Raw genomic sequence first — 23125 nt, forward strand, 5'->3', positions numbered from 1 at the left:
TGATCACCTCTTCCCATTCCGAACAGAGCAGTTAAGCCCCGAAGCGTTGATGGTACTGGCGTAACAGCTGGGAGAGTAGATGCCGCCCCGCTATCATTCAAACACAACCCTTCACTGAAAAGTGAGGGGTTTTTTGTTTTCTTATAGTCTTACCGAAAGCATCAAAAAATCATCTCTTTGAGCAGTATCTTGCTTAAATTCTGCAATTTCTTGCATAATTTGAAGCTTTTGCTCTTCGGCAGGTAGTTGATAAGTTCTTAAAATCAAATCTTTTAGGCGTTTTAAGCCAAATTTTTGTCGGTTATCGTTGGCAATATCAGGAACGCCATCAGTAAAGAGGTATAATTGATTACCACTTTCCAAATGCAAGGAATGTTGTTCATATTTTCCCTCTGCATAAATCTGCAACCCTCCAACACTTTTTCTGCTACCCGGAACTTCTAAAATAATGCTATTCTGCAAAATATACAAAGGGCGACGAGCCCCTGCAAAAGTCATTCGGTAATGAAAAGGGCTGGTTTTTTGAAAACGACACAAGGCTACGTCCATTCCATCGGAAGTTTCTTGTGAGAAAATGGAATTGGAAAGTTCTTGATGCATACTTTCTAATATATCTTTGGGTTCCCTGATTCGTCTTTCTTTAATAGCTTTATTTAGTTCCGTATGTCCAATAACACTCATCAAAGCTCCTGCAATGCCGTGTCCTGTGCAATCTACAAGGGCTAAATATGCTTCAAAATCAGATACTTGATGAAACCAATAAAAATCTCCCGAAACAACATCAAGCGGAGCATTGATTTCAAAAAAATCTTGAAAAAACTCTAAAAGAGTTTTATCCTTTGGCAGGAGTGCATTTTGTATTTTACTTGCATAATTGATGTTTTGCCCCAACTTTCGGTACATTGCCGAAAGCTCGGCTTTTTGCTTTTCTAATTTACGAGCATATTCTTTTGCTTCTTTGTATTGCTCAAAGTATTTTGCTTCTATTTTTTCAAGTTCTTGGGTTAAACTTTGTAAAAGAAATTGGTTTTCTCGTTTAATTTTGATAGTTTCAATGGCTTTTTCAAGGGTCATTTTTACATCTTCCCTTTCCCAAGGTTTAGTTATGTATTTGTAGATACCACATTTGTTAATAGCTTCAATAACTGCCTGAATATCTGCATAACCTGTCAGAATAATTCTAATTGAATCTGGGTAGTCTTTTAAGACTTTTTCTAAAAACTCTACCCCTGACATTTCAGGCATTTGCTGATCCGCAATGACAATATCAATGTGGTTGTTTTTTAATATTTCAAAAGCCTGTTCAGGTTCATAAGCTGTAAAAACGTTATACTCCCTTTTGAAAGAAATTCGGAAAATATCCAAATTGCTCTGCTCATCATCTATGTAAAGTATAGAAAATTTTTCAGGCTGAAATTTCATAGGATATTGACTATATTGGAGTAGCTCTTGAATAAATACCTTGTGCGAAATTTTTAAGAGTAATTTCGCACAAGTTTAGGCTTTGAATAGGAAAGGCTTATTTATTTTCAAAAAGTGTTCCTATCATTATTTCAGAAATTTTTTGATATACAGCTTTCCAAGATTCTTCCAAATCATTATTCCACTCACCTCCATACATACTTTTGAGCATATGCACGAAGGCGTGCCCGAAATAAACAAAATGTTCAGGACTGAGCCCGTATCCGGCGTGTCTTTTTGCAAGGGCTTCTAAATCAGGTTTTACACTATCCCAATTATCAATACTTTTAACTAACTTCCCGATTGCGGCAACAAGCATTTGAGATTGCCGCTCCATTGGAGTATTCTTAAATAAATTTCTTGTGTCAGGTGCTAACTCAAAAAGTTTGTCATAAAGAGTTTGCGTTGCACTTAATGTTCCTGCTAAAACTTTGGGGAACGATTTTTTTACAATTTCTGCTTGTTGGGGTGTCATAGGTGTATTTGTTTAGTTAGTGATGCATACAAATTTAGATAAACTTTTCAATATTCCAACAACATTGCAATTTTTTATTTTGGAAAATTTATTCACTCAAAAAAATCTGTAATTTTGGGCAAAATATGGTTTCATCAAAAAAACAGATACACCAATGAAAGTAACCGTAATTGGAGCAGGCAATGTGGGAGCTACCACTGCCGATGTACTCAGCTATCGTCAAATTGTTGATGAAGTTGTACTATTGGATATCAAAGAAGGCATCAGTGAGGGAAAAAGTTTGGATATGTTGCAAGCCACTACCCTAACTGGCTCACTGACACGCCTCATTCCTTCTACCAACGATTATAGCCTTACGGCTAATTCTGATGTGGTGGTTATCACTTCGGGAGTGCCTCGCAAGCCGGGTATGACACGCGAAGAACTTATCGGCGTAAATGCAGGCATTGTAAAAAGTGTAGTAGAGCAAGTAGTGAAATATTCCCCCAATACTATTTTACTGATTGTTTCCAATCCTATGGATACAATGACTTACCTGGCTCATAAAGTGGCTGGGTTGCCTCAAAATCGTATTATCGGAATGGGAGGAGCTTTGGATAGTGCCAGATTTGTAACGTATCTTTCTAAAGCTCTTAATTGCTCTCCTGCTGATGTACAAGGAATGGTTATTGGAGGACACGGCGATACCACAATGATACCTCTGACACGTCTTGCTTCTTACAGAGGAGTGCCTGTGAGTCAGTTCCTTTCTGCTGAAACGCTCAAACAAGTTGCCGCCGATACAATGGTAGGAGGAGCAACCCTTACCAAACTCATTGGTACATCAGCTTGGTATGCTCCGGGTGCGGCTTCAGCGGCAGTGGTGGAAAGCATTGTACGCGACCAAAAACGTATTATTCCTTCTTGTGTGCCACTTAATGGCGAATATGGACAAAAAGATATTTGCTTGGGTGTGCCTGTGGTGATTGGCAGAAATGGTTGGGAGAAAATTGTAGATATTCAGCTCAATAATGAAGAGCAAGAACTCTTCAATAAATCTGCCGAAGCAGTTCGTAATATGAACAATGTTTTGGCTACCTTGAATTTGTAAAATCCAAAAACAACTTAAAAGTGCCTTCGTAAAAAACGAGGGCATTTTTATTATACTCAAAATCAGATTTTTAAGTATTTGAAAATCAAAGAATAAAATCCTGTAAATCCTGAAAAATGCTTTAATCTTGGTATATTTTTGGCGTATTCAAATATTTTTCAGAAATTGCCTTAAAAATTAAGCAACCCTATGGAACTAACGCTATTACTTATCAAGGGAGTGATTATTTTGCTCATTTTCGGTATTACACTGCTGATAGCTACTTATTCTACGTATGCAGAGCGTAAAGTTGCGGCTTTTATTCAAGACCGAATAGGACCCAACAGAGCAGGACCTTTCGGATTGTTGCAACCTATTGCCGATGCAGGTAAGATGTTTTTCAAAGAAGAGTTTATTCCTGCACAAGCCAATAAATGGCTTTTTATACTCGGACCTGCCGCCGCTATGCTTGCCGCTACAATGACTTCGGCGGTTATCCCTTTCGGAGCAGAAATGGAGCTCTTTGGACATAAATTCTACATTCAAGGAGTTGATGGCAATATTGGGATTTTATACGTTTTTGCTGTGGTGGCTTTGGGGGTGTATGGTATAATGATAGGCGGTTGGGCTTCTAATAATAAGTATTCGCTACTGGGGGCTATTCGTGCCGCTTCGCAAAACATTAGCTACGAACTTGCAATGGGGCTTTCTATCATTGCTATTGTAATGATGGTAGGTTCGCTTTCTTTGCGTGAAATCGTTGAAGCTCAAAAAGATGTATGGTTTGTCTTTTATCAGCCTCTTGGTTTTGTTATTTTCCTAACTTGTGCTTTTGCAGAATGTAATCGTACTCCCTTCGATTTACCTGAATGCGAAAGCGAATTGATTGGTGGCTATCATACGGAATACAGCAGTATGAAACTTGGCTTTTATCTTTTTGCCGAGTATATCAATATGTTTGTTTCGTCTGTAATGATTTCTACACTTTACTTTGGTGGCTACAACTATCCTTTTATGAGTGTAGTAGCTGAAAATTTTGGTCAGAATGTTGCCAGTATTTTGAGCGTAGTAGCTCTTTTTGCCAAAGCTTTGTTTTTTGTATTTTTCTATATGTGGGTACGTTGGACGCTCCCCCGCTTCCGCTACGACCAGTTAATGAACCTCGGTTGGAAAGGCTTACTACCGCTTTCTATTCTCAACGTAATTATTACAGGTATTGTGATTTTGATTTTGAAAAAGTAAGAAAAAACGTAATTGTTTAGGTCTAATTTTATAGAAACAGGAAACAAGAAGCAGGAAACAGGATTTAGGACACTGGATATTTAGACAGAGTAAAACTTTTATCTCAAACTCTTGAACATTTAAGCCTTTTGAACGTAAATAATTACAAAAATTTTTATGTGTCTCAAAATTGACATACACACGCATATCATACCCGAGCATTTGCCCGACCTAAAAAAAAGGTATGGTTATGCAGGTTTTGTCAATCTTGACCACCACAAGCCCGGCTGTGCAAGAATGATGATTGACGGCAAATTTTTCCGTGAAATTTATGCCAATAGCTGGGACGCCGAAGTACGCCTCAAAGAGTGTGATGCTCATAAAGTTGATGTACAGGTTCTTTCTACTATTCCTGTAATGTTTAGCTACTGGGCAAGTGCCTTTGATGCTCTTGACCTTTCAATGTTTCTCAATGACCATATCGCAGAGCTGGTTCATTTATATCCGAAACGATTTGTTGGTTTGGGTACAGTGCCTCTACAAGAGCCCAAATTAGCCATTCAGGAGCTTGAACGCTGTATGAAAATTGGCTTGGCAGGTGTGCAGATTGGTTCGCATATCAATAATTGGAATCTTTCTGATGAAGTGCTTTTTCCCTTTTTTCAAGCGGCGGAGGAACTTGGAGCGGCGATTTTCGTGCATCCTTGGGATATGATTGGCAAAGAGCGTATGCCTAAATACTGGCTTCCTTGGCTGGTGGGTATGCCTGCGGAAAGTTCTCTTGCGATTTGTTCAATGATTTTTGGAGGTGTTTTTGAACGCTTGCCTCGCTTGCGAGTAGCTTTTGCACACGGAGGAGGCTCTTTTCCTGCTACGATTGGCAGAATTTCTCACGGCTTTGAAGTTCGTCCCGATTTGTGTGCCATTGATAATAACGTCCATCCAAGAGAGTATTTGGGTAAATTTTACGTGGATTCGCTTGTGCACGACCCCGAAGCAATGAGGCTTATTCTCAAAGTAATTGGAGAAGATAAGATTGTTTTGGGAACGGACTATCCTTTTCCCTTGGGCGAACTGGAACCGGGAAAGCTCGTAGAAAGTATGTCCGATTTGAGCGATAGCACCAAAGCAAAAATTCTCGGATTGAATGCACTCAATTGGCTCAATATGAGCATAGAAAAATTTCTTGATACCAAAAAGCCTGATTTCCACTCAAACGTCTTACAGCAATGAGTAATCAACGGCACTACAACCCCATTATCCGAAATAGCCTTTTCTTGCTTTTGGGGGTATTCTTAATAATTTTGATTCTCAATTACATTCTCACAAGCTACTTTTTCAATGCTATTGAACAGGGGCAGTACCTTGTAGATATTGCAGGTAGAAATCGTACCCTTTCGCAACTCATTGTATTAGATGCTCAGAAGGTTGCCGAAGGCAATGAAAATATGAAAGTGATTTTGCGTGAGCATATCGCCGAACACGGAAGAATTCTCAGAGCCTTACGCGATGGAGGCACGATTACGGTAGATAACCGCGAAGTAGAAATTACTGACAAAGCTGATGAAAGTATCTTGCCCACTATCAAGAGAGTAGAAAAACTTTGGCGAAGCTATCAGGATACGGCGAGCATTGTAGTAGCCGAGCCCACCAAAATTGCTGTTCGGCAGGAAGAAAAGCAAGAAGTAAAATTAGATATTGAGCTTGAAAAACTTGCTGAAATGGGCTTTGAAGAAAAACAAATCACAAACCCTGCGGTGCTGAAAGCCATTGATTATCTCAAACGCAAGTCTTCAGAAATGCTTTTGCTCAACGAACAACTCGTTCGGGAGTTTTTAATGGTTTTGGACAAAAAGCGTCAGAATGCAGATTTGATTATTCTTATTCTTACGCTTATCAATGCGGGGGCAATCGTAGGAGCATTTTTTGTAGTAAAAGATGTGGTGCTAAAACCCCTGAATATCATTGCCGAAGCCGCAGAAGAAATTGCTGAAGGCTACAGCAGTAAGCCCATTGAGTACGAATTCAACAATGAAGTGGGTTCAGTAGTAAGGGCTATCAATAGAATTGTAGGTAGCTTGGAAAATGCCACTGATTTTATTCAAAATATTGGAAAAGGCAACCTGAACGCTCAATACAAAGGTATTGAAAGTTATACTGAACTTGAAAAGGAAAGTTTGGCAGGGGCGTTGCTAGATATGCGTGAGCGTATGATAAATGTAGCTCAAAGCGAAAAAAACCGCGAGTGGAGCAATACAGGGCTAACCAAATTTGTGGAAGTTTTACGTAAAGACAATGACAATCTGAAAAAACTTGCATACAATATTATTTCCGAACTTGTGGAATACGTAGGAGCGGCACAAGGCTGTATGTATATTGTTGATAAAGAAAGCAAAGAAGGTAAAGAAAGTAAAGAAAACGAGGAAAAGGAACTCTTGTACGCCGAAATTGTAGCGGCTTATGCTTTCGGACAACAAAAATTCTTAAAGCAAAAAATTTATCCTCACGAAGGCGTAATTGGGCAAGTGTTGATTGATAAAGAAACCGTATTCATTGATGATGTACCTGATGATTATTCTGACATAGTTTCGGGTTTGGGGGCGGCAAAACCGAATAATGTGCTTATTGTGCCGCTCAAACTCAATGAGGTTTTGGTGGGAATGATAGAACTTACTACCTTCCGAAAGTTTGAACCTTACAAAGTTGAATTTATTGAGCGTTTGGCAAATAACATTGCCTCTACCATTACCAACGTAAAAGTAAATGAGCGAACTCGTTTGCTTTTGCTTGAACAAGAAAATGCAACCTTGCAACTCAAATCGCAAGAAGACCAAATGAGGCAGAACCTGCTCAAATTGCAAAGCACCCAAGAAGAAATGAAACGAAATCAGCAGGCTTTGCGGTCTCAGTCTTATGCCATTGGTACTACACTTTTGGAGGCAGAATACGATATGGAAGGCAGATTGCTGAATGCCAATAGCCTTTTTTTGGCAAAATTCAAATATAAAATTACTGATGTAAAAGGCAAAAACCACCGCATTTTTCTGGATACACAAAGTTCGTATAGCGAGGAATACTTGCGTTTTTGGGATAATTTAAGGGCAGGAAAAACCCAAATGGGAGAGTATAAACGGGTGGCTCGTGATGGTACAGAAATCTGGATTAGAGCAACTTATGTACCTATTCCTGATGAAACAGATACGCTTTACAAAGTTACCTGTTTGGCTTTTGATGTTACCGAAGAGAAAAAACAAGTGCTTGACTATCAGGGGCAAGTAGAAGCCTTACGCCGTTCGTCTATTGTATTTGAATTTGATTTGCAGGGTTTTATCATTGATGTCAATGACCTTGCTTTGCAAACTTTTGGTTACACCAAAGACGAACTATTCGCCAAACACTACAATACACTTCTGCTTATGGAAGAAGCAGAAAATGATGATTACAAAATAATGTGGCGAGAACTGAAAGGTGGTAAGTTCCGTACAGGAGAGTATGAGTATAAAAACAAAAACGGCGAAACTATTTGGTTGCAAGGTAGCTTTAACCCTATTTTTGACCTCAACGGCAACACCACCAAAATCCTTATGGTAGCTGAAGATATTACACAAAGAAAAGAAGCCGAAAAGCAAATGCAAGAAATTCAGCTACGTACCAAAATTCAACAAGAAAATCTTACGGCTCTTATCAACAACACAGACGAAAGAATTTTATCTATTGATAAGCACTATTTTGTTACTATCATCAACGAAAACCTCCAAAGTGTATTCCGACAAATGGGGCGTGAAGTAGATATTGGCACAAACATCTTGGACACTTTCCCTGAAAGAAGTTATCACCGCCTCAAAGACCCTTACGATAGGGCTTTGGCGGGCGAAAAAGTACGTGTAGAGGAGCATTATGTAGGCTCCAAAGGTGAAGATATTGCCCTTTTGGTTACTTACAACCCCATTCTTGATGATAGCGACAACGTGCAGGGGGTTACGGTCTTTGCCAAAGACATCACCGAAATCAAGAAAAGCCAAGAGGAAATGATGAGAATACAGCGAGAAATGGAAGAAAAAGAAGCCGATTTGCGTGCTTTAATCAACAATTTGGAAGATTTTGTGTTTGCTTTGGATACCAAATACAATTTTGTGGTTTTCAATGAGGCTTTTGAACGAACTATCAAAGAAAAAACAAACAAAGAAGTTAAAATTGACGAAAGTTTTGAAAAGTTTGTTCCTGCTTCTGAATGGGAGATTTGGAAAACATATTTGAGCAGAGCTTTGGCAGGCGAAAAGTTCAAAACCAATATTACCTTTTTTGATGATATTTACGAACTTTCCCTCAATACTATTTTTGATAAAAACAAGAAAACCATTGGGGTAGCTTTGGATATGCGTAAAATTGAGTTATTGTAACCCAAAAGCGGAAACACAAGAAAATTTTTTGCGTTTCCGCTTTTCAAGTATTATCCCAAAAATTCTATGCTTTTCTGAATAAATTTACTCAATTTTTCCCCTTCTAAAATACCGTGTGAGAGTTGTGCCAAATCGTAAAGATGGGCGGCTAATGCAGTTTGCTTTTCCTCATTTCCTTCTTGAAGCAATTTACCAATGAGCAAGTGATTGCCATTGATAGTTACGTTGAAATTTTTATCATTCAAAGCCCAAGACCAGCCTTGCAAACGGCTCATTTCTTGCATACGACGAATGTACTCGGGCAAGGTAATGAGTACGGGCATTTCATCGGGGGCAAGTGCTTGCACTTCAACGCTTATTTTATCATCGGCAATTACTTTCTTGAAAAGATCTTTGATTTTCTCCTCTTCCTCTTTGCTGAGAGCAGATTTATGTTCGTTTTCTTTGGGAATGAGTTTATCTATTACTTCGGCATCAACTCTGCGAACTTGTGTTTTTTCAAGTTTTCGCTCAATTCTTTCGCCAAAGGCGTTATCCAAAATGCCATCAAAAACAAGCACATCATAGCTTCGTTTGCGAGCCGAATCTATGTAGGTGAATTGTTTTTCTTTGTCGTTGGTATAGAGCCAAACCAAATTTCCGTGTTTATCGGTTTGGTTGGCTAGGGTATGCTCTCGGTATTCATCAAAAGTGAAAAATTTGCCTTCTATATTTTTGAGTAAGCAGAATTTTTCGGCTTTTTCATAAAATTTTTCATCGGTAAGCATTCCATATTTGATAAAAAGCCCGATGCTTTCCCATTTCTCTTCAAAGGCTTTTCTATCGTTACGGAAAAGTTCGGCAAGTTTGTCGGCTACCTTCTTGGTAATGTAAGTATTGATTTTCTTAACGTTGCTATCGGCTTGCAAGTAGCTACGCGATACGTTCAGGGGTATATCAGGCGAATCAATAACACCGTGCAAAAGAGTTAAAAATTCGGGTACAATATCGCTAACTTCATCAGTAATAAAAACCTGCCTTGAATAAAGTTGAATTTTGTTTTTTTGGGCTTCCAGTGTATTTTTGATTTTGGGAAAATACAAAATACCTGTCAGATTGAAGGGGTAATCTACATTGAGATGAATCCAGAAAAGAGGCTCTTCCGAAAAAGGATAAAGCTTTTTGTAGAAATCTAAATAATCCTCATCTTTCAGTTCGGTGGGTGGGATAGTCCAAAGAGGCTTGGTTTCGTTAATTCGTTCTCCTTCCAACTCTACGGCAATAGGCAGAAAGCGAGCATACTTGCTTAAAATGTTTTTCAAACGCTCTTTATCTAAAAACTCTTCGCTATCTTCGGCAATATGCAAAATGATAGTAGTTCCTCTTTGAAGTTTTTCGGCAGGTTCTATACTAAATTCGGTGTTTCCTTCACAAACCCAACGAGCCGCAGGAGCTTCGGTTTTGTACGATTTGGTGATAATTTCTACTTTTTTTGCTACCATAAATGCCGAATAGAAGCCCAAACCAAAATTTCCGATAATTTGGTTGCGGGCATCAGAAATTTTATCTTGGTATTTTTGGACAAATTCGGTAGCTCCTGAAAAAGCAATCTGATTGATATACTTATCAATCTCTTCGGCGGTCATTCCGATACCTGTATCGTTGATAGTAATGGTCTTGGCGTCTTTATTTACGCTCACTTGCACTTTAAGTTCGCCAAGCTCTCCCGTAAATTCGCCCAAAGAACTCAAAGCCTTCAATTTTTGGCAAGCATCTACGCCATTAGAAACCAACTCACGCAAGAAAATTTCGTGGTCGGAGTAAAGGAATTTTTTGATAATTGGGAAAATATTGTCGGTGTGAATAGATAGATTTCCTTTCATTGCTTGCATAGGCATTTCAAGTTTTAGTTTGACAATTTTTCACTAAAAGCAAAATATTTAACAAAGAAAGCTGTAAGTAAGTTCCTGTTCTAAGGGTATGCTATCTAAATCTTTTCAAGGGGTTTCTATTTTGCCTGCTACGAGTAAAAGTTGGATTTCAGCGAGTTTTACATTGAAAAAACTTTGAATTTTACGATTTTCGGTTTGTTCGGCAACTCGTTGAGCCTCACGAATTTCAAGGATAGTAGCTTGCCCCAGTGCAAAACGCTTTTCCATAATTTTGAGATACTCTTGGGCATTCTGAGAGCTGGCAATTTCTATCTGATACTGCTCTTTGGCTATGAGATAATTTTGCCATTGGCGTTCCAGTTCCATTTGAATTTCTTGCTTTATGCGGTTGTATTCCAATTCTTGCGATTTGCTTTGAAGTTGAGCGGTTTGATATTGTCTATCAAAAATATTTCCATTGTAAAGCGGTACTGCCAAATTGAAACCTACGAAAGCCCCATAATTTTGATTAAGCAACAAAAAGCCTGCGGTACTATTGTTCCGATTGTACGAATATCCTGCACTAATGGTAAGTGAAGGCATTTTTTGAGCTTTGGCTTCTTTTTCGAAAGTGAGGCTATTTTTGAGATTATTGCGAGCAATTTCCAGCTGTGGATTTTGCTCCAAATTACTTTTCAGATTTTCTATTTGTAAATTTTCTTTGAGCGTAATATTTTCTTTGATTTCCAGAGGCGTGTCGGCATTTTGAGCTAAAAGTAAGTTGAGTTGTATTTTGGCTTGCCTGATAGCCAGCTCTTGGGAACGAATCATTTGCTCCTGATTGCTCACATCTAATTGGGCAAGCGAAAGGTCGGTTTGGTTGGCTGTTCCTACTTCTACTCGTTTCTGAATGATTTTGAGCCTTTCTTGGTTGATAGATAGCAAGGTTTGTTGCAATTTGAGATTTTGCTTTTGCCTTGCTATTTCCAAATATGCCACTGCTACTTGTGCTAAAAGTTGCTGTTTTTGGTTTTTGAGGGCTATTTCGCTATTTTTCTCTGCAATTTGCAAACGTTCTTGCAATGCCCAAATTCTACCACCATTGAAAACCTGCCAATCTGCACGTAAATTTGCATTGAGGTTATTGGAAATAGCTCCATTACGATTGATTTCTGTTCCATTAGAAAGTTGCTGATTGATACCAAAAAGCTGAAAATTATCTGCTACATTGAGCGTAATGCGAGGCAATTTGCCTGCATTACCCGCAAAATTATTGTTACGTGCAATTTGCAGGCTATTTTGTAAAATTTTTGTATTCCAATTGTTTTGTAAAGCTATCTGAAAAGCCTCTTCCAAAGAAACTTCTTGGGCAAAAAGCAAGCCTGAAAAAAACAGAAAAGGGAGATAGAGAAATTTTTTCATAGGGAAAATCTTTTATCATAAAACTTCAAAATAGGCTATTTTAGTGCATTTATGCTTGTTTTTTTCCAAATAAAAAGCCTTCAAGTTTGGCTTGAAGGCTTTTGCTCACTATGCTTTATATTCCCTTTTTTAAGATTTCATCAAACTCTTTGAGAGAAGTTTCTTTTTCTGTTTTGGGAAGTTCTTCGTATAGCTTATCAATGGCTTTTTCACGAGCTATGTTGTTGTAGATAGAATCAATTTGGCTTTTGCTAAGACCTTTGAATTGTTTGAAAGCAAATTCATACATCCAAGCATCGTCGCCAGTGTTCAATCCCATTTGTCTGATTCTTGTAATTACATCATTGACATACCCATTCTTTACTTCTTCAAAAGTTACTTCAATATTGTATTTTTGAATAAGTTTATTGCTCAACACTTCCCAATGTACGCCTTTCAGAAATTCTTGTGGTTTTTGCTTGATTTCTTCAATTTCAGCTTCCGAAGTCCTTTTGGATTGGGCGAGATAGCGTAAAAGAAATTCTATATCTACTTCAAAAGCATTTTGATTGATAAAATCCTCTTTTAGTTTTTCTTTGGCAAAATTGATAGCGTGGCTATTTATATCACTAACAATGTTTTGCAAAATTCTTTCTTTGAAGGCATTTTCATCAGGAATTTCTTCATTGGGGAAAACTTGCTTGAAAAAATTCTCATTCAGTTCAGGTTTTTCTCTACGACTAATTCGCTCTACCTTGAATTTAGCTTTTTTATCTTTGAGCAAAGTGAAATCTTCTTCTTTTGTACCAAAAATATTTTGTTTGGTTTCTTCCTCGTTTTCAAATACTTGGAAGGGGTAAATTTCAATTTCTGAGTCTTTTTCCAAGCCCATAAATTGCTCTTGGGCTTCTTTTTTGAGCTTATTTACTAAAAACAGAGCATAACGGGTAATCGTAGTAGGCTCGGTTTGGCTTTCTGTTTCTGCTTGTGCTTCTGTACTATCCAAACTAAAGGTACAATTACCCATTACAAAATCATTTTCACTTTCAACTTTTTCTACTTCTTTGATAGTGGCTTGTCTTTCTAAAAATGCCTCAAACTCGCTATTTTTTTCTTCTTCACTGAGAGTAATTTTGTAAGATATGGCTTCAATACTTTCGGTTTTTAGTTCAAAAGGAGGAACAAGAGCCATTTCTACCTGAAAAGAATAAGTTTCAGGAAAGCGAACATTGAAACGAGGGAAATCGTATTCTTCGGGAGCAATGGGTTCGCCTAAAAAGTGAACATTATTTTCGCGTAAATAATTATCCACATTTTGGGAAAAAAGTTTCAGAACGGTATCGCCTAATACTTCATTGCCATATAGGTTTTTTACTACGCTTACAGGAGTTTTGCCCGGTCTGAATCCTTTGATATGAGCTTTGCTAGCAATTTTTTTGAGTTCTTTATCAAATTCGCCCAAATAGTCTTCAGGTTTGAGCGTAATAGAAAGTTTTCCACGAACTTCGCTTTGCTTTTCAAACACTATTTCCATAAATGAAAAGATTTTTAGGATTAAAAAAATCCTCTGCAACATTGCAGAGGATAAGAGCTGGTGCGGATGGAGGGACTCGAACCCCCACGCCTCACGGCGCCAGATCCTAAGTCTGGTGCGGCTACCAATTACGCCACATCCGCAAATTTGAGTTGCAAAAGTAATATAAAAAAATCTATTGTGCAAGAAAAATTTGTTTTTTTCTTTGAAAATCCCTATTTTCAGCAAAAAATAGCTTTAGAATTGTTGTTACGTTTTGCATTCTTGATTGTATTGGCTTTTTTTAGCCCACTTGCTTGTGGGCAAGCGAATGGCTTTTTTGTGTTAGAAGATATTGTATTGCAGGGCAATAAGAAAACCAAAGACCTTATCATTTTGCGAGAAATAGAACTCCAAAAAGGAGATACCATTCGTGATGAACAGGCTGGTGAAATTTGTGAAAAAATCCGAAATCGCATCTTCAATCTCAATTTGTTTATTGAGGTGGAGGTGAGCTTTGAACCCTCAGGCAAGCAGACGAAGGCTCTTTTTGTAAAAATGAAAGAACGCTTTTTTGTGTTTGTAGCTCCTATTTTAGAAATTGGCGATAGAAATTTTAATGAGTGGTTTTACGATAGAGATAAAGACTTTTCACGTCTAAATTATGGGGCTATTTTTACCAAACGCAATATGCGAGGGCGAAACGAAACCCTTGAACTTACTGCCCAAACAGGTTTTTTACAAAAATATAAGTTTGCCTATAAAATCCCCTATATTGATAAAAAACAAAATTATGGCTTGCACTTCTATTTTGCTTATACACAATTCAAGAATTTGGCTTTCCAAACAGAAAAAAATAAACTCGCCTACCTGAAAAGCGATGAAAATTTGCGAGAAAGAATGACTACTAATTTCAAAATTCGCAAGCGGAGTGGCTTTTATCAGTGGCAAAATGTAGAACTGCACTTTACGCATAATTGGGTAAATGATACTATTTTACTGCTCAATCCTAACTATCATTTGCAAAGTCGGAATATTCAAAAGTATTTTCATCTCAACTATGAGTATCTCTATGACGACCGCGATTTTTTTAGCTATCCGCTGAAAGGTAAAAAACTTCTCTTGCGGGCAAGTAAATACGGTTTGCTTCCCCACGATAACCTGAATTTGTGGTTATTCTATACTACTTTTCAGTATCATAAAAGTTGGAACGAGTATCTTTTTAGTAGCTGGGCAGTAGGGGGCAGATTGCTTTTTCATAACGGACAGCCCTACACCAATGCCCAAGCAATGGGCTATGACAACGACCTTGTCAGGGGGTATCAGCTATATGTAATTGATGGGCAACATTATGCTTGGCTAAAAACCGATTTGAAATGCCGAGTGTTGAATTTTAAGAAAGACATCAAATTTCTACCCTCCCAACTGCGTACTATTCCTGTGAGTGTTTTTCCTAAAATATTTTTTGATACAGGTTTTGTGAGAGATAATGTATTTTTCACAGAAAACAATCCTTTGGCAAACCAAATGCTTTGGGGTATGGGGGCAGGCATAGACCTTGTAACTTATTACAATAGTGTTTTTCAGTTAGATTTCAGCTACAATCGCCTGAAAGAGTTTGGAATTTTCTTTAATTTTGAAACCAGTTTCTAATCCTTTTATTATGAGTTTTCAATCTATCAGCACCGAAATCAAAGGGAATATTGGTATTCTCAAATTCAATCGTCCTGAAAAAGCCAATGCAATGGATAGCCACTTTTGGCAAGAATTGCCCCAAGCAATGCAAGCATTTTCCGAAAACCCGCAAGTGCGTGTAGTGATTTTGTATGGCGAGGGTAAAAATTTTTCAGCAGGCATAGACCTTACAATGCTGATGAGCCTGAAACAAATGATTTCGGGTTTGGATATAGGCAGAGCCGCCGAAAAAATCCAGCAGTTTATTCAAAACTTGCAAGAAAGTATCAATGCCATTGAAAAGTGTTCTAAACCCGTGATAGCCTGCCTGCACGGTGCTTGCATAGGTGGGGCAGTAGATTTGATTTGTGCCTGTGATATGCGTTTTGCTTCGCAAGAAGCCTATTTTTGTATCAAAGAAGTAGATATGGGAATTATCGCAGATTTAGGTACTTTGCAACGCTTACCCAAACTCGTTCCTGCGGGGCTGGTAGCCGAGCTTGCTTATACGGCTCGTAATTTTACTGCCCAAGAGGCTCTGCAAATCGGATTGCTCAATAAAGTGTATGAAAATAAAGAAATTTTACTTCAAGAAGCAGAAAGCATCGCCTTGCAAATTGCCGAAAAATCTCCTCTTGTGGTAAGAGGTATCAAAAAAACCCTCTTGCATAGCCGAGAACATAGCGTACAAGAAGGTTTGGCATTTATTAGCTATTGGAATGCTTCGCAGCTGATGAGCAAAGACGTAGAATCCGCTCTTATGGCTCAACTTCAAAAGCAAAAACCCACTTTTGAAAATTGAAAAAAATGATTTTTATTCCGAAACAAAAACTATTGGTTTATTTTTGTTTTTTTTCTGCAAATTTCTGTTAAACAGCTATTTATTTAGAAACCTATTTGCGAAAAAGCTATAAAATAGATACCGAGCTTACACGAGTTATGCGGTTTTGATGATTGCAAATTTTGCTAATTTTTTTTTGCTTACTTTTGTAGTGTCAATTAAACAACATAACTTATGTTAAAAAGCAAGAAAAAAACTTTATTATTCCAAGCCTCGCCTGTGGAAATGGCGAAGGAAGAAATTTTGCTCTTATCGTATCAGTTGAGCTGTGTATTGATGAAAAGTGCGGGCTATCAGACTGAAAAAGTGCTTAAAATTTTTGACCACTTTTCGGATATTGATAGCAAAAAATCTAAAAAAGAAAGTGCAGGCATTGCCGAAAAACGCCGTTCTTTTTTAGAAAATCTGCGTAGCAGTGAGTAAGGGTTAAACAAGTTTTCTCAAAAACTTGCCTCATCAAAGGCAAGTTTTTTGTTTCAATTTCCCAGTTTCCTACCTAAATTTTTTTCAAAAAAGTCTTTCCAGTTTTTCTTGGTCTTTTCATTGACGACCGCAAGGAAATCTTCGGTAAGGACGTTTTTCTTTTTGAAGCGTTCATAAAAAGTTCGGAGAATATCATAAAAAACCTTGTCATCGCTGATAGCTAAGCGGAGTTTGTGTAAAAAATAAGCTCCTCCGTCATAGATGATAAGCTCACCAAAAACTTTATCGGCGACATATACTCCTCTTTTTTCTAAAATAGGCTTGGTAGTATCATACAAAAGACTATTGACAGCTGAAGTATAAGCCTTTTTACCATACAAGTATTCTATAAACAAATATTGCGAATAAGTTGCAAAGCCTTCGTGTAGCCACATATCGCCCATATCGGAAGCAGAAACTGCATTCCCCCACCACTCGTGAGCCATTTCGTGTATAAGCACGTAAGGCAAGCCGTATTTGCTAAATCTCCAATAATCTTTGTTCATTGAGCGTACTGCCAGACAGCTCTGATGCTCCATTCCTGCATAAGGACTTTCTACAACGGCAAATTTATCGTTCCAAAAAGCATATTCTCCAAAAGTTTTTTCGCAGAAAGCCAAAAAATGTAAAGCATTGTTGATAAAAAAATTCTTGATGGTAGAATCTTGGGCTGGATAGCTCAAAAAGTAAAACTCAACAGGCTTTTTTTCACTTTTCTCATTGATATAATAACCTATACGTTTTCGGTAATCGCCCAAATAAAAAGTAATGTTGTAAAGATTGATAGGGTTTTGCACAAACCAATGGCTAATTTTATAGCCTTGCTTCTGAGAAACTTCCGTTTTTTCCCATTTTCCGTTGCTAATACACTCCAACTCTATGGGTACTTCCCAATGCAAACGCACCGAGTCGGGTTCATCTGCCAAATGCTCTTTGCAAGGTATCCAGAGCGAAGCTCCTGAAATTTGACATTGCACTGCTACCAAGTCTTTTTCATTATGTTTGAGCCAAAAAAATCCATTATCTTTTCGTACCGAACGCGATGAAACAGGCTTGCCGTGATAGACTACCTTCACATTGTAAAGGCTATCTTTGCGTAATTTGCGAGGAAATTTTACAAAAAATGCGTCAAATTTTCGCTCAAATCTGATAGGTTGGTTTTCAAACATTACCTCCCTGATGTGCATATTTTCAAACAAATCCAGTTGTATTTCCTCGCTTTCTGAAAGGATTTTGAAAAAAATCGTATTACTTCCCTGAGTAAATTGCTTTTCGGGAATGATTTGCAGGTGTAAATCGTAATAATAAACATCAAAGCAGGCTCTCTGTGGCAAGAGTCCGCCTTTAAGTTCCTCGTAAGTTTGAGCAAATGCTACTGGGAGCAAAAGAATTGCCAAAAAGAAAAATCGCAGTTTCATAGAGGTAAATTTACATTTTTCGGCAAATCTACATTTTTCTGCGATTTTTCTATAAATTTTCTACGATTAGATTTGGTGTAACCAAGCCCAGACGTAATTATTTACGTTCAAAAAGTTTAAATATTCAAGCGTTTGATATAAAAGTTTTACTCCGTCTGAATATCCAAATGTTCTAAATCCTGTCTCCTGCTTCTTGTTTCCTGTTTCATACTACAAATTAGACCTAAACGATTACTCCAAAACTTATCTACCAAACATCATTCTATTCATACGTTCTTGTTCTTGGCGTTGGGCGGCAAAACGATTGATATTGTACGTGAAAGAAAGCATAAAGTAGCGTTGCAAAACTACATTTGAAACGTCTTGAATGTAGGTTTCGGTGGTAGTTCGGCTGATACCAATGTTTTGCTGAAGAGCATCATAGACACGCACTTTTATTTCGCCTCGTTTATCCTTGAAAACTTGTTTGGCAAGGCTTACGTTCCAAATGGTAAAGTTCTGATTGAAACCTTCGGCAAGCCCCGAATTGGCAAAATAATCTACTTCTGTACCAAGTACCAAGCCATTGTTGAAGGTATAAGTAACATCTGCCACCAAAATATTGGTAAAATAGCTCACATTGTTTTGGGGTTGCAAAGAGTATAGTTGGTTAGTATGGTTTAATGTTCCTGAAAGGTTAAAATCCAAGTTTTCTTTGAAATTCCAAACTATGCGGGCTGTTTGTCCGATGGTGTAGGTATTGGAAATATTGCGAGCATCATTGATAAAACTGATATTTCTGTTCCAAAGTCCATTGGTGGCTAAACTTAAAACCAAAGAATTGCCTTTCAGCGGGATACCAGCCCCTGCAAAAGCTACTGCATTCCAAATACCATCAGCATTTTGGTAAGAATTTACCTGTGCCCCAAAAGGGGTGATAGTAGTGCTACTCACAATTTTATTGATAGTATTGCTCACATTGAAAAACACAAAGAAACTTCTGAATTTTTCGGCATTGAAACTCACATAATTGCCACGTATAGTATTTACTACTTCTTGTTTCAAATCGGGGTTACCGACCGTGATATTGAGCGGGTTGCTGTTGTCGGGTACAGGTTGCAATTGGGCATTGGTGGGCTGGTTGGTGCTTCCCTGATATTCTATCCGCATACGGCGGTTTCTACCAAAATTATAGCGGAACTGAGCCGTAGGGAATAAATTGATAAATTCTCTTCTGAAATTATTTCCTCTTGTAATATCTTGATTGTTTTGGGTTGCAATTTGTGCGGCAAAGCCCAAAGTATAGCTATATTTTAGTTTGGTAGTTACAAGATTCAAACCCAATCGGTTGGAAATAAATCTGTTATCAAAGTTGTTGGTAAGTGGGGTGTTGGGGAGTAGATAATCGCCTCCTATTTCGTCAAAATCAAATACTCGGCGGTCGGTGAGGTTATTGGTATTGCTGATTTGATAGTTCATTTCCAAATTGTGTCTGCGGCTGAGTGGCTCGGTGTAGGAAATGCCTCCTCTGAAAATGAGGCTTCCGTTATCTTGGGTTGCTTTTTGGCGTATAATACGCTGATTGTTGATAGTATCGGCTCTGTAAAATCTATTCAGAGCGGTATTGAAATCTGTTCCTTCTTGGCTGGTGTTGGTGAAAAAGAAATTTGTAGAAAAACTTCTTCCTCTCTTTTTGAACTTACGTCTGAAAAGCAGTTGGTTTGTGAAATTGAGCTGATTGTTTTGGCTGATATTTTCGGTGTTGGCATCGTTGAGCAAAGAAAGCTGGTTAGAGTTTAGCGTGCGAGAAATGCTCAAATTGTTGTAATTTACATCTGTAATAGAAAGATTAGGAATAATGCGTAAAAGTGTGAGGCTATCAATTTCGTAATCTATACGGAAATTGAGGCGGTGATTTCCTGTACGTGTGTTGTTATCGTTGTTTTGGAAGGTAAAGAAGGTGCTATCGCTCAGAATATTTTGGCGTTTGGTATTTTGTGAAACTACCAGTTCGCTGTTGTTGTAGAAATAATTGCCATTGATTTTCCATTTTTTGCCCCATTCATCGTTAAAGTTCAAACCTGCTGACCAAACGGTAGTGATACCATTGCTATTGTTGGGATTTGCCGCTCCAAAGGCTCTTGCAATACTTTGGAAGCCTCCTCGGAAATTTCCTCCGCCTTGAATGGCATTGTTGAGTGTGAAATTTTGGTTGTTGATATTATTGGCAGAGGCAATCAGCGAAATTTGTTGGTTGTTGTTGAACCGATTGAGCGTAAGGTTGCCCTCGTAGCGGTCGTTGGTGCCTGCTCCTGCCATAGCACGCCCAAAAGTACCTTTTTTCATTTCTTTTTTGGTCGTGATATTGATAACCTTTTCCCGATTGCCGTCATCTACACCTGTAAATTGCGATTGCTCCGACATCTGGTCTATGATTTGCACTTTATCAATCATTTCTTTGGGAATATTGCGGGTAGCTAGCTTGGGGTCATCGCCAAAAAAGGGTTTACCATCTACAAGTACCCTTCTAACGGTTTCTCCTTGGGCTTTTACGGTGCCATCTTTTGAAACTTCCACGCCCGGCAGTTTTTTAAGTAAATCTTCGGCAGTAGCATTGGGTTTGGTCTGAAAGGCACGAGCATTGAACTCTACGGTATCTTGCTTGATTTCCACAGGAGTAACTTCACCTTTTACCTCTATGCCTTGTATGCTTTCGGGTTGAAGTTCCAAATTGCCCATATTTACTTCCCATTGCGAAGCAGAAATCTGAAACTCTTTTTTGAGCAGTGCCGAGCCTGTAAGTTTTACTAAAATGCGGTAGCTCCCTTCTGCAAGGTTTTTGTATTCAAAAGCACCATTTTCATCACTCATTGTAAAGCCTACTACCGTGGAATCGGGTAATTTCTGAATACTAATGGTAGCTCCGGGGGCAAAAACCTTATCAACGGCATCTACAATACGCCCCCTTACCACTCCTTTTTTAGCTTGTGCCAGCAATTCTCCGCCCAATACAAGGCAAAAAAATAGTAGAGCAATCTTTTTCATAGTTGCTTGATGATTGATAGAACAAAGATATTGGTATGGGAATTTTATCTACCGCCGCCCATTGTCATTCTGCTGAAATTGCCACGTCTTTTCTGAAAAATTTCTCGGAGTTCTTCTTCGGTTACTTTTTGTGCATCAGTAGGCATCGTGATTTCCTGCACTTCATCTTTACTAATTTTTTTGGCTTCAAAACCTATATCTGTTCCTTCTACTGCCATTACAACGGCATTTTCAATAACAATAACAGGTAATTTGGGTGCATTGGCACTACCTCTGCCCCAGCGTTGCATACCTTGGGTACTTTGGGAAAGTGGCGAATAAGTAAAGCCGAGTTCGGTAGTGTACCAAATGGTATAAGTATCGTCATCAGTTTTGAGTGTAGCTTTTTTGCAGTTGTAACCGAGAATTTTTTTTGTTTTTTTCTCGTCTTTTTTAATGTTTTGTGGAAACTCTATGGTTTTTTCAACCACGTATTTATCTACATTTACGCTATCTTTGGGGAGCGTGCTGAATGTATAAACCTTTTTTTCGCTGAAATTCCAATAGGTTTCAGGAATAAAACGGCGAAACTGGTTCATCATTCTTTGCTGTTGTTGAGGATTGTTTCTGCCTCCGCCCATCATCATAGGGAAAATTCTTTCTACTTTACCCAAGTTGCCATTGACAAATAGTTTTTCGGTGTAATTGAACACATCGGGGATATTGGCGGCGGCTTCGGGGTTGTTCTGACGAATACTCTCCACATCAATACGAACTGTGGCTTCAAACTCTATCATTCCCTTGAAGGTATTTTGAGCATAAGCCCAGCCTTGCCAAGCTAAAAGAACTACTACTGCTAAAAAGATTTTTTTCATAATGTTGAAATTTTGGATTGAAAACGTTTAAGCTACAAAGTTAGTATGCAAACCCTAAAAAATATCAGAATGTTTGTGAATTTTTATTTTAAGTCCTTGCGATGAGTGCTATTGATGTTGCTTTGAAACCTTTTTTTCATTTACTTGGAAGGAAAAACCCTAACCCCCTACACGTATGAAAAAAATAGCTCTTTTTCTCGTTTTGGTAGTTTTGTGTGCCTCTGAGGTAGAGGCACAAAAGAAGCCGCGTCGCCGTCTTTCGTACAGCGAGCTTTTTGCTGAAATACAAAAGCACCCCAATAGCACCTACCGCCTTGAAAACGCCGAAATCTACTACAACCACCAAACCGATAGTTTGAGGTTTGGGATATGGATAGTAGCCAATGCTGAAACCAAGTATAACCCCTTGAACTTACCAATTAAAGAAAACCAAGAAATTATATTTAACAATTATGGAGTAAATGAGAAATTAGATACTTATTTAGACAAAATTCTACCAGTTATTGATATACATAAACAAATTGAATTTAGGAATGTGTTGTGGGAAAGTGCTTTTGATTATTTATTCTCATCAAATGGTCGCTTATATAGCACAATAGAAATTAGAAGAGTTAATTTTCATGAAACTATTCAATTTAGTTTTGATGATAATGAGGTTCAAAATGCGGTTCAAAAAAGTCAAAGTAAAAATATACCGATTGGTAACACGCTTTACAAGGAGGCAACTTTTTTCTTGCAATACTTCCCCGTTTTTAAAAAGTCAAAAATTGATGGATTTTTTATTTATGGTAGTTATTCTATGGATGCTAATCATAGAAAAGAAGTTGATTATTCTATAAGAGGACATTTGACTGTTGATTACAGTATGTCCTTTTTTTTAGGAGATTGTAATATAGGATTTATTTACATATATGACTTGTTAAATTTTAATATTCGATTTCTCGGAAGTAATATTGAACATTTAGACTCAAAAAACCCAAAATCAAATTTAGAAATTATTGATTGTCAGATAACTAATGCTCATATTGAAGGCTGTTCTACAATTAAGATACAAAAAACGACTTTTTCAACCAATCAAAAAGGAAGTACAGGTTTGGGTATAGTTAAATGCAATGCAAGCAAAATCCAAATTGATAGCTGTACCTTTGAGAAAATACCTGATGAGTGGAAAAAAGAAAATCCAAAGTTATGGAGTGAAACGGGTATTCAAGATGTAACTTGCGAGAAATTAAGTATTACCAACTGCATTTTCAATTCGCATTTCTATCTAATAGGCTCAAAAATCACCGAAGAGATTTTCTTGGAAAATAACCGCTTCAACAATGATTTCTCACTCGGCAGTGGCAGTGCCAAAAGTGGCTTTGAGCGAAATCTTATCAACCTTGAAACAGCTTATATGCCTTACAGACAATTTAAGAAAGGTTTGAGCACAGAAATTAGTAATGCTAAAACCACCGTCTAT

16 protein-coding genes, 1 tRNA gene and 1 rRNA gene are annotated in these 23125 nt (G+C 37.9%); 9 read left to right on the plus strand and 9 right to left on the minus strand.

Annotation, left to right across the window (positions count from 1 at the left end; translation table 11 throughout):
- Window positions 1-91: ribosomal RNA gene (gene rrf, locus ACWITO_RS09000) — 5S ribosomal RNA — on the plus strand; the annotation flags it as partial.
- Between the two features lie 50 nt (window positions 92-141).
- Here rrf and ACWITO_RS09005 read toward each other — a convergent pair.
- Together ACWITO_RS09005 and ACWITO_RS09010 are read right to left on the minus strand one after the other, a co-directional pair.
- Window positions 142-1422, minus strand: a complete 1281-nt coding sequence (locus tag ACWITO_RS09005; protein WP_448529663.1) for a response regulator — start codon at window positions 1420-1422, stop codon at window positions 142-144.
- Window positions 1423-1519: 97 nt separating this feature from the next.
- Complete coding sequence (locus ACWITO_RS09010) at window positions 1520-1936, minus strand: globin domain-containing protein (protein WP_448529664.1); 417 nt, start codon at window positions 1934-1936, stop codon at window positions 1520-1522.
- A gap of 154 nt (window positions 1937-2090) precedes the next feature.
- On the opposite strand from ACWITO_RS09010, the gene mdh reads away from it, so the two are divergent.
- From mdh to ACWITO_RS09030, 4 genes are all read left to right on the plus strand, one after another.
- Window positions 2091-3026, plus strand: a complete 936-nt coding sequence (mdh, locus tag ACWITO_RS09015) for a malate dehydrogenase (RefSeq protein ID WP_448529665.1) — start codon at window positions 2091-2093, stop codon at window positions 3024-3026.
- A gap of 189 nt (window positions 3027-3215) precedes the next feature.
- Entirely contained in the window at window positions 3216-4247 is a 1032-nt protein-coding gene (gene nuoH / locus ACWITO_RS09020; protein ID WP_448529666.1) for an NADH-quinone oxidoreductase subunit NuoH, read from the plus strand.
- Between the two features lie 156 nt (window positions 4248-4403).
- The gene (locus ACWITO_RS09025; RefSeq protein ID WP_448529667.1) at window positions 4404-5459 is read left to right on the plus strand and encodes an amidohydrolase family protein; all 1056 of its coding nucleotides are present in this window, start codon (window positions 4404-4406) and stop codon (window positions 5457-5459) included.
- Window positions 5456-8626 (plus strand): PAS domain S-box protein, encoded by a 3171-nt coding sequence (locus ACWITO_RS09030; RefSeq protein ID WP_448529668.1) that lies wholly within the window; start codon window positions 5456-5458, stop codon window positions 8624-8626. The genes ACWITO_RS09025 and ACWITO_RS09030 overlap by 4 nt, the downstream gene beginning before the upstream one ends.
- Before the next feature lie 50 nt (window positions 8627-8676).
- Here the strand turns inward: ACWITO_RS09030 and htpG are convergent, their stop codons facing one another.
- The 4 genes from htpG to ACWITO_RS09050 form a co-directional block, all read right to left on the minus strand.
- Complete coding sequence (htpG, locus tag ACWITO_RS09035) at window positions 8677-10503, minus strand: molecular chaperone HtpG (protein ID WP_448529669.1); 1827 nt, start codon at window positions 10501-10503, stop codon at window positions 8677-8679.
- A gap of 99 nt (window positions 10504-10602) precedes the next feature.
- The gene (locus ACWITO_RS09040; RefSeq protein ID WP_448529670.1) at window positions 10603-11898 is read right to left on the minus strand and encodes a TolC family protein; all 1296 of its coding nucleotides are present in this window, start codon (window positions 11896-11898) and stop codon (window positions 10603-10605) included.
- A 115-nt stretch (window positions 11899-12013) separates the two neighbouring features.
- Entirely contained in the window at window positions 12014-13411 is a 1398-nt protein-coding gene (locus tag ACWITO_RS09045) for a trigger factor (RefSeq protein WP_448529671.1), read from the minus strand.
- 58 nt (window positions 13412-13469) lie between these two features.
- Window positions 13470-13554, minus strand: a tRNA-Leu gene (locus ACWITO_RS09050).
- Window positions 13555-13654: 100 nt separating this feature from the next.
- On the opposite strand from ACWITO_RS09050, the gene ACWITO_RS09055 reads away from it, so the two are divergent.
- The 3 genes from ACWITO_RS09055 (at window position 13655) to ACWITO_RS09065 (ending at window position 16328) form a co-directional block, all read left to right on the plus strand.
- Window positions 13655-15043: a POTRA domain-containing protein gene (locus ACWITO_RS09055; protein ID WP_448529672.1), complete on the plus strand. Its 1389-nt coding sequence runs from the start codon at window positions 13655-13657 to the stop codon at window positions 15041-15043.
- A 10-nt stretch (window positions 15044-15053) separates the two neighbouring features.
- On the plus strand, window positions 15054-15866 hold the full coding sequence (locus tag ACWITO_RS09060; protein ID WP_448529673.1) for a crotonase/enoyl-CoA hydratase family protein: 813 nt from the start codon (window positions 15054-15056) through the stop codon (window positions 15864-15866).
- Window positions 15867-16079: 213 nt separating this feature from the next.
- Window positions 16080-16328, plus strand: coding sequence for a hypothetical protein (locus ACWITO_RS09065; RefSeq protein WP_448529674.1), 249 nt, complete (start codon window positions 16080-16082; stop codon window positions 16326-16328).
- A 53-nt stretch (window positions 16329-16381) separates the two neighbouring features.
- Here ACWITO_RS09065 and ACWITO_RS09070 read toward each other — a convergent pair whose 3' ends face one another.
- The 3 genes from ACWITO_RS09070 to ACWITO_RS09080 form a co-directional block, all read right to left on the minus strand.
- Window positions 16382-17785: a M1 family metallopeptidase gene (locus ACWITO_RS09070; protein WP_448529675.1), complete on the minus strand. Its 1404-nt coding sequence runs from the start codon at window positions 17783-17785 to the stop codon at window positions 16382-16384.
- Window positions 17786-18028: 243 nt separating this feature from the next.
- Window positions 18029-20809, minus strand: a complete 2781-nt coding sequence (locus tag ACWITO_RS09075) for an outer membrane beta-barrel protein (protein ID WP_448529676.1) — start codon at window positions 20807-20809, stop codon at window positions 18029-18031.
- Window positions 20810-20853: 44 nt separating this feature from the next.
- Window positions 20854-21663, minus strand: a complete 810-nt coding sequence (locus tag ACWITO_RS09080) for a hypothetical protein (protein ID WP_448529677.1) — start codon at window positions 21661-21663, stop codon at window positions 20854-20856.
- Between the two features lie 175 nt (window positions 21664-21838).
- Between ACWITO_RS09080 and ACWITO_RS09085 the strand changes: the two genes are divergently transcribed.
- On the plus strand, window positions 21839-23125 hold a 1287-nt coding region (locus tag ACWITO_RS09085; protein ID WP_448529678.1), incomplete at its 3' end, for a hypothetical protein.

It is taken from the genome of Raineya sp. (assembly GCF_053497555.1).

Coding starts and splice junctions, on each gene's coding strand:
- ACWITO_RS09010 (WP_448529664.1), bottom strand. CDS start 1,936: ATGACACCCCAACAAGCAGAAATTGTAAAAAAATCGTTCCCCAAAGTT.
- ACWITO_RS09060 (WP_448529673.1), top strand. CDS start 15,054: ATGAGTTTTCAATCTATCAGCACCGAAATCAAAGGGAATATTGGTATT.
- ACWITO_RS09045 (WP_448529671.1), bottom strand. CDS start 13,411: ATGGAAATAGTGTTTGAAAAGCAAAGCGAAGTTCGTGGAAAACTTTCT.
- htpG (WP_448529669.1), bottom strand. CDS start 10,503: ATGCCTATGCAAGCAATGAAAGGAAATCTATCTATTCACACCGACAAT.
- ACWITO_RS09080 (WP_448529677.1), bottom strand. CDS start 21,663: ATGAAAAAAATCTTTTTAGCAGTAGTAGTTCTTTTAGCTTGGCAAGGC.
- ACWITO_RS09070 (WP_448529675.1), bottom strand. CDS start 17,785: ATGAAACTGCGATTTTTCTTTTTGGCAATTCTTTTGCTCCCAGTAGCA.
- ACWITO_RS09040 (WP_448529670.1), bottom strand. CDS start 11,898: ATGAAAAAATTTCTCTATCTCCCTTTTCTGTTTTTTTCAGGCTTGCTT.
- ACWITO_RS09065 (WP_448529674.1), top strand. CDS start 16,080: ATGTTAAAAAGCAAGAAAAAAACTTTATTATTCCAAGCCTCGCCTGTG.
- ACWITO_RS09005 (WP_448529663.1), bottom strand. CDS start 1,422: ATGAAATTTCAGCCTGAAAAATTTTCTATACTTTACATAGATGATGAG.
- ACWITO_RS09075 (WP_448529676.1), bottom strand. CDS start 20,809: ATGAAAAAGATTGCTCTACTATTTTTTTGCCTTGTATTGGGCGGAGAA.
- ACWITO_RS09025 (WP_448529667.1), top strand. CDS start 4,404: ATGTGTCTCAAAATTGACATACACACGCATATCATACCCGAGCATTTG.
- mdh (WP_448529665.1), top strand. CDS start 2,091: ATGAAAGTAACCGTAATTGGAGCAGGCAATGTGGGAGCTACCACTGCC.
- ACWITO_RS09030 (WP_448529668.1), top strand. CDS start 5,456: ATGAGTAATCAACGGCACTACAACCCCATTATCCGAAATAGCCTTTTC.
- nuoH (WP_448529666.1), top strand. CDS start 3,216: ATGGAACTAACGCTATTACTTATCAAGGGAGTGATTATTTTGCTCATT.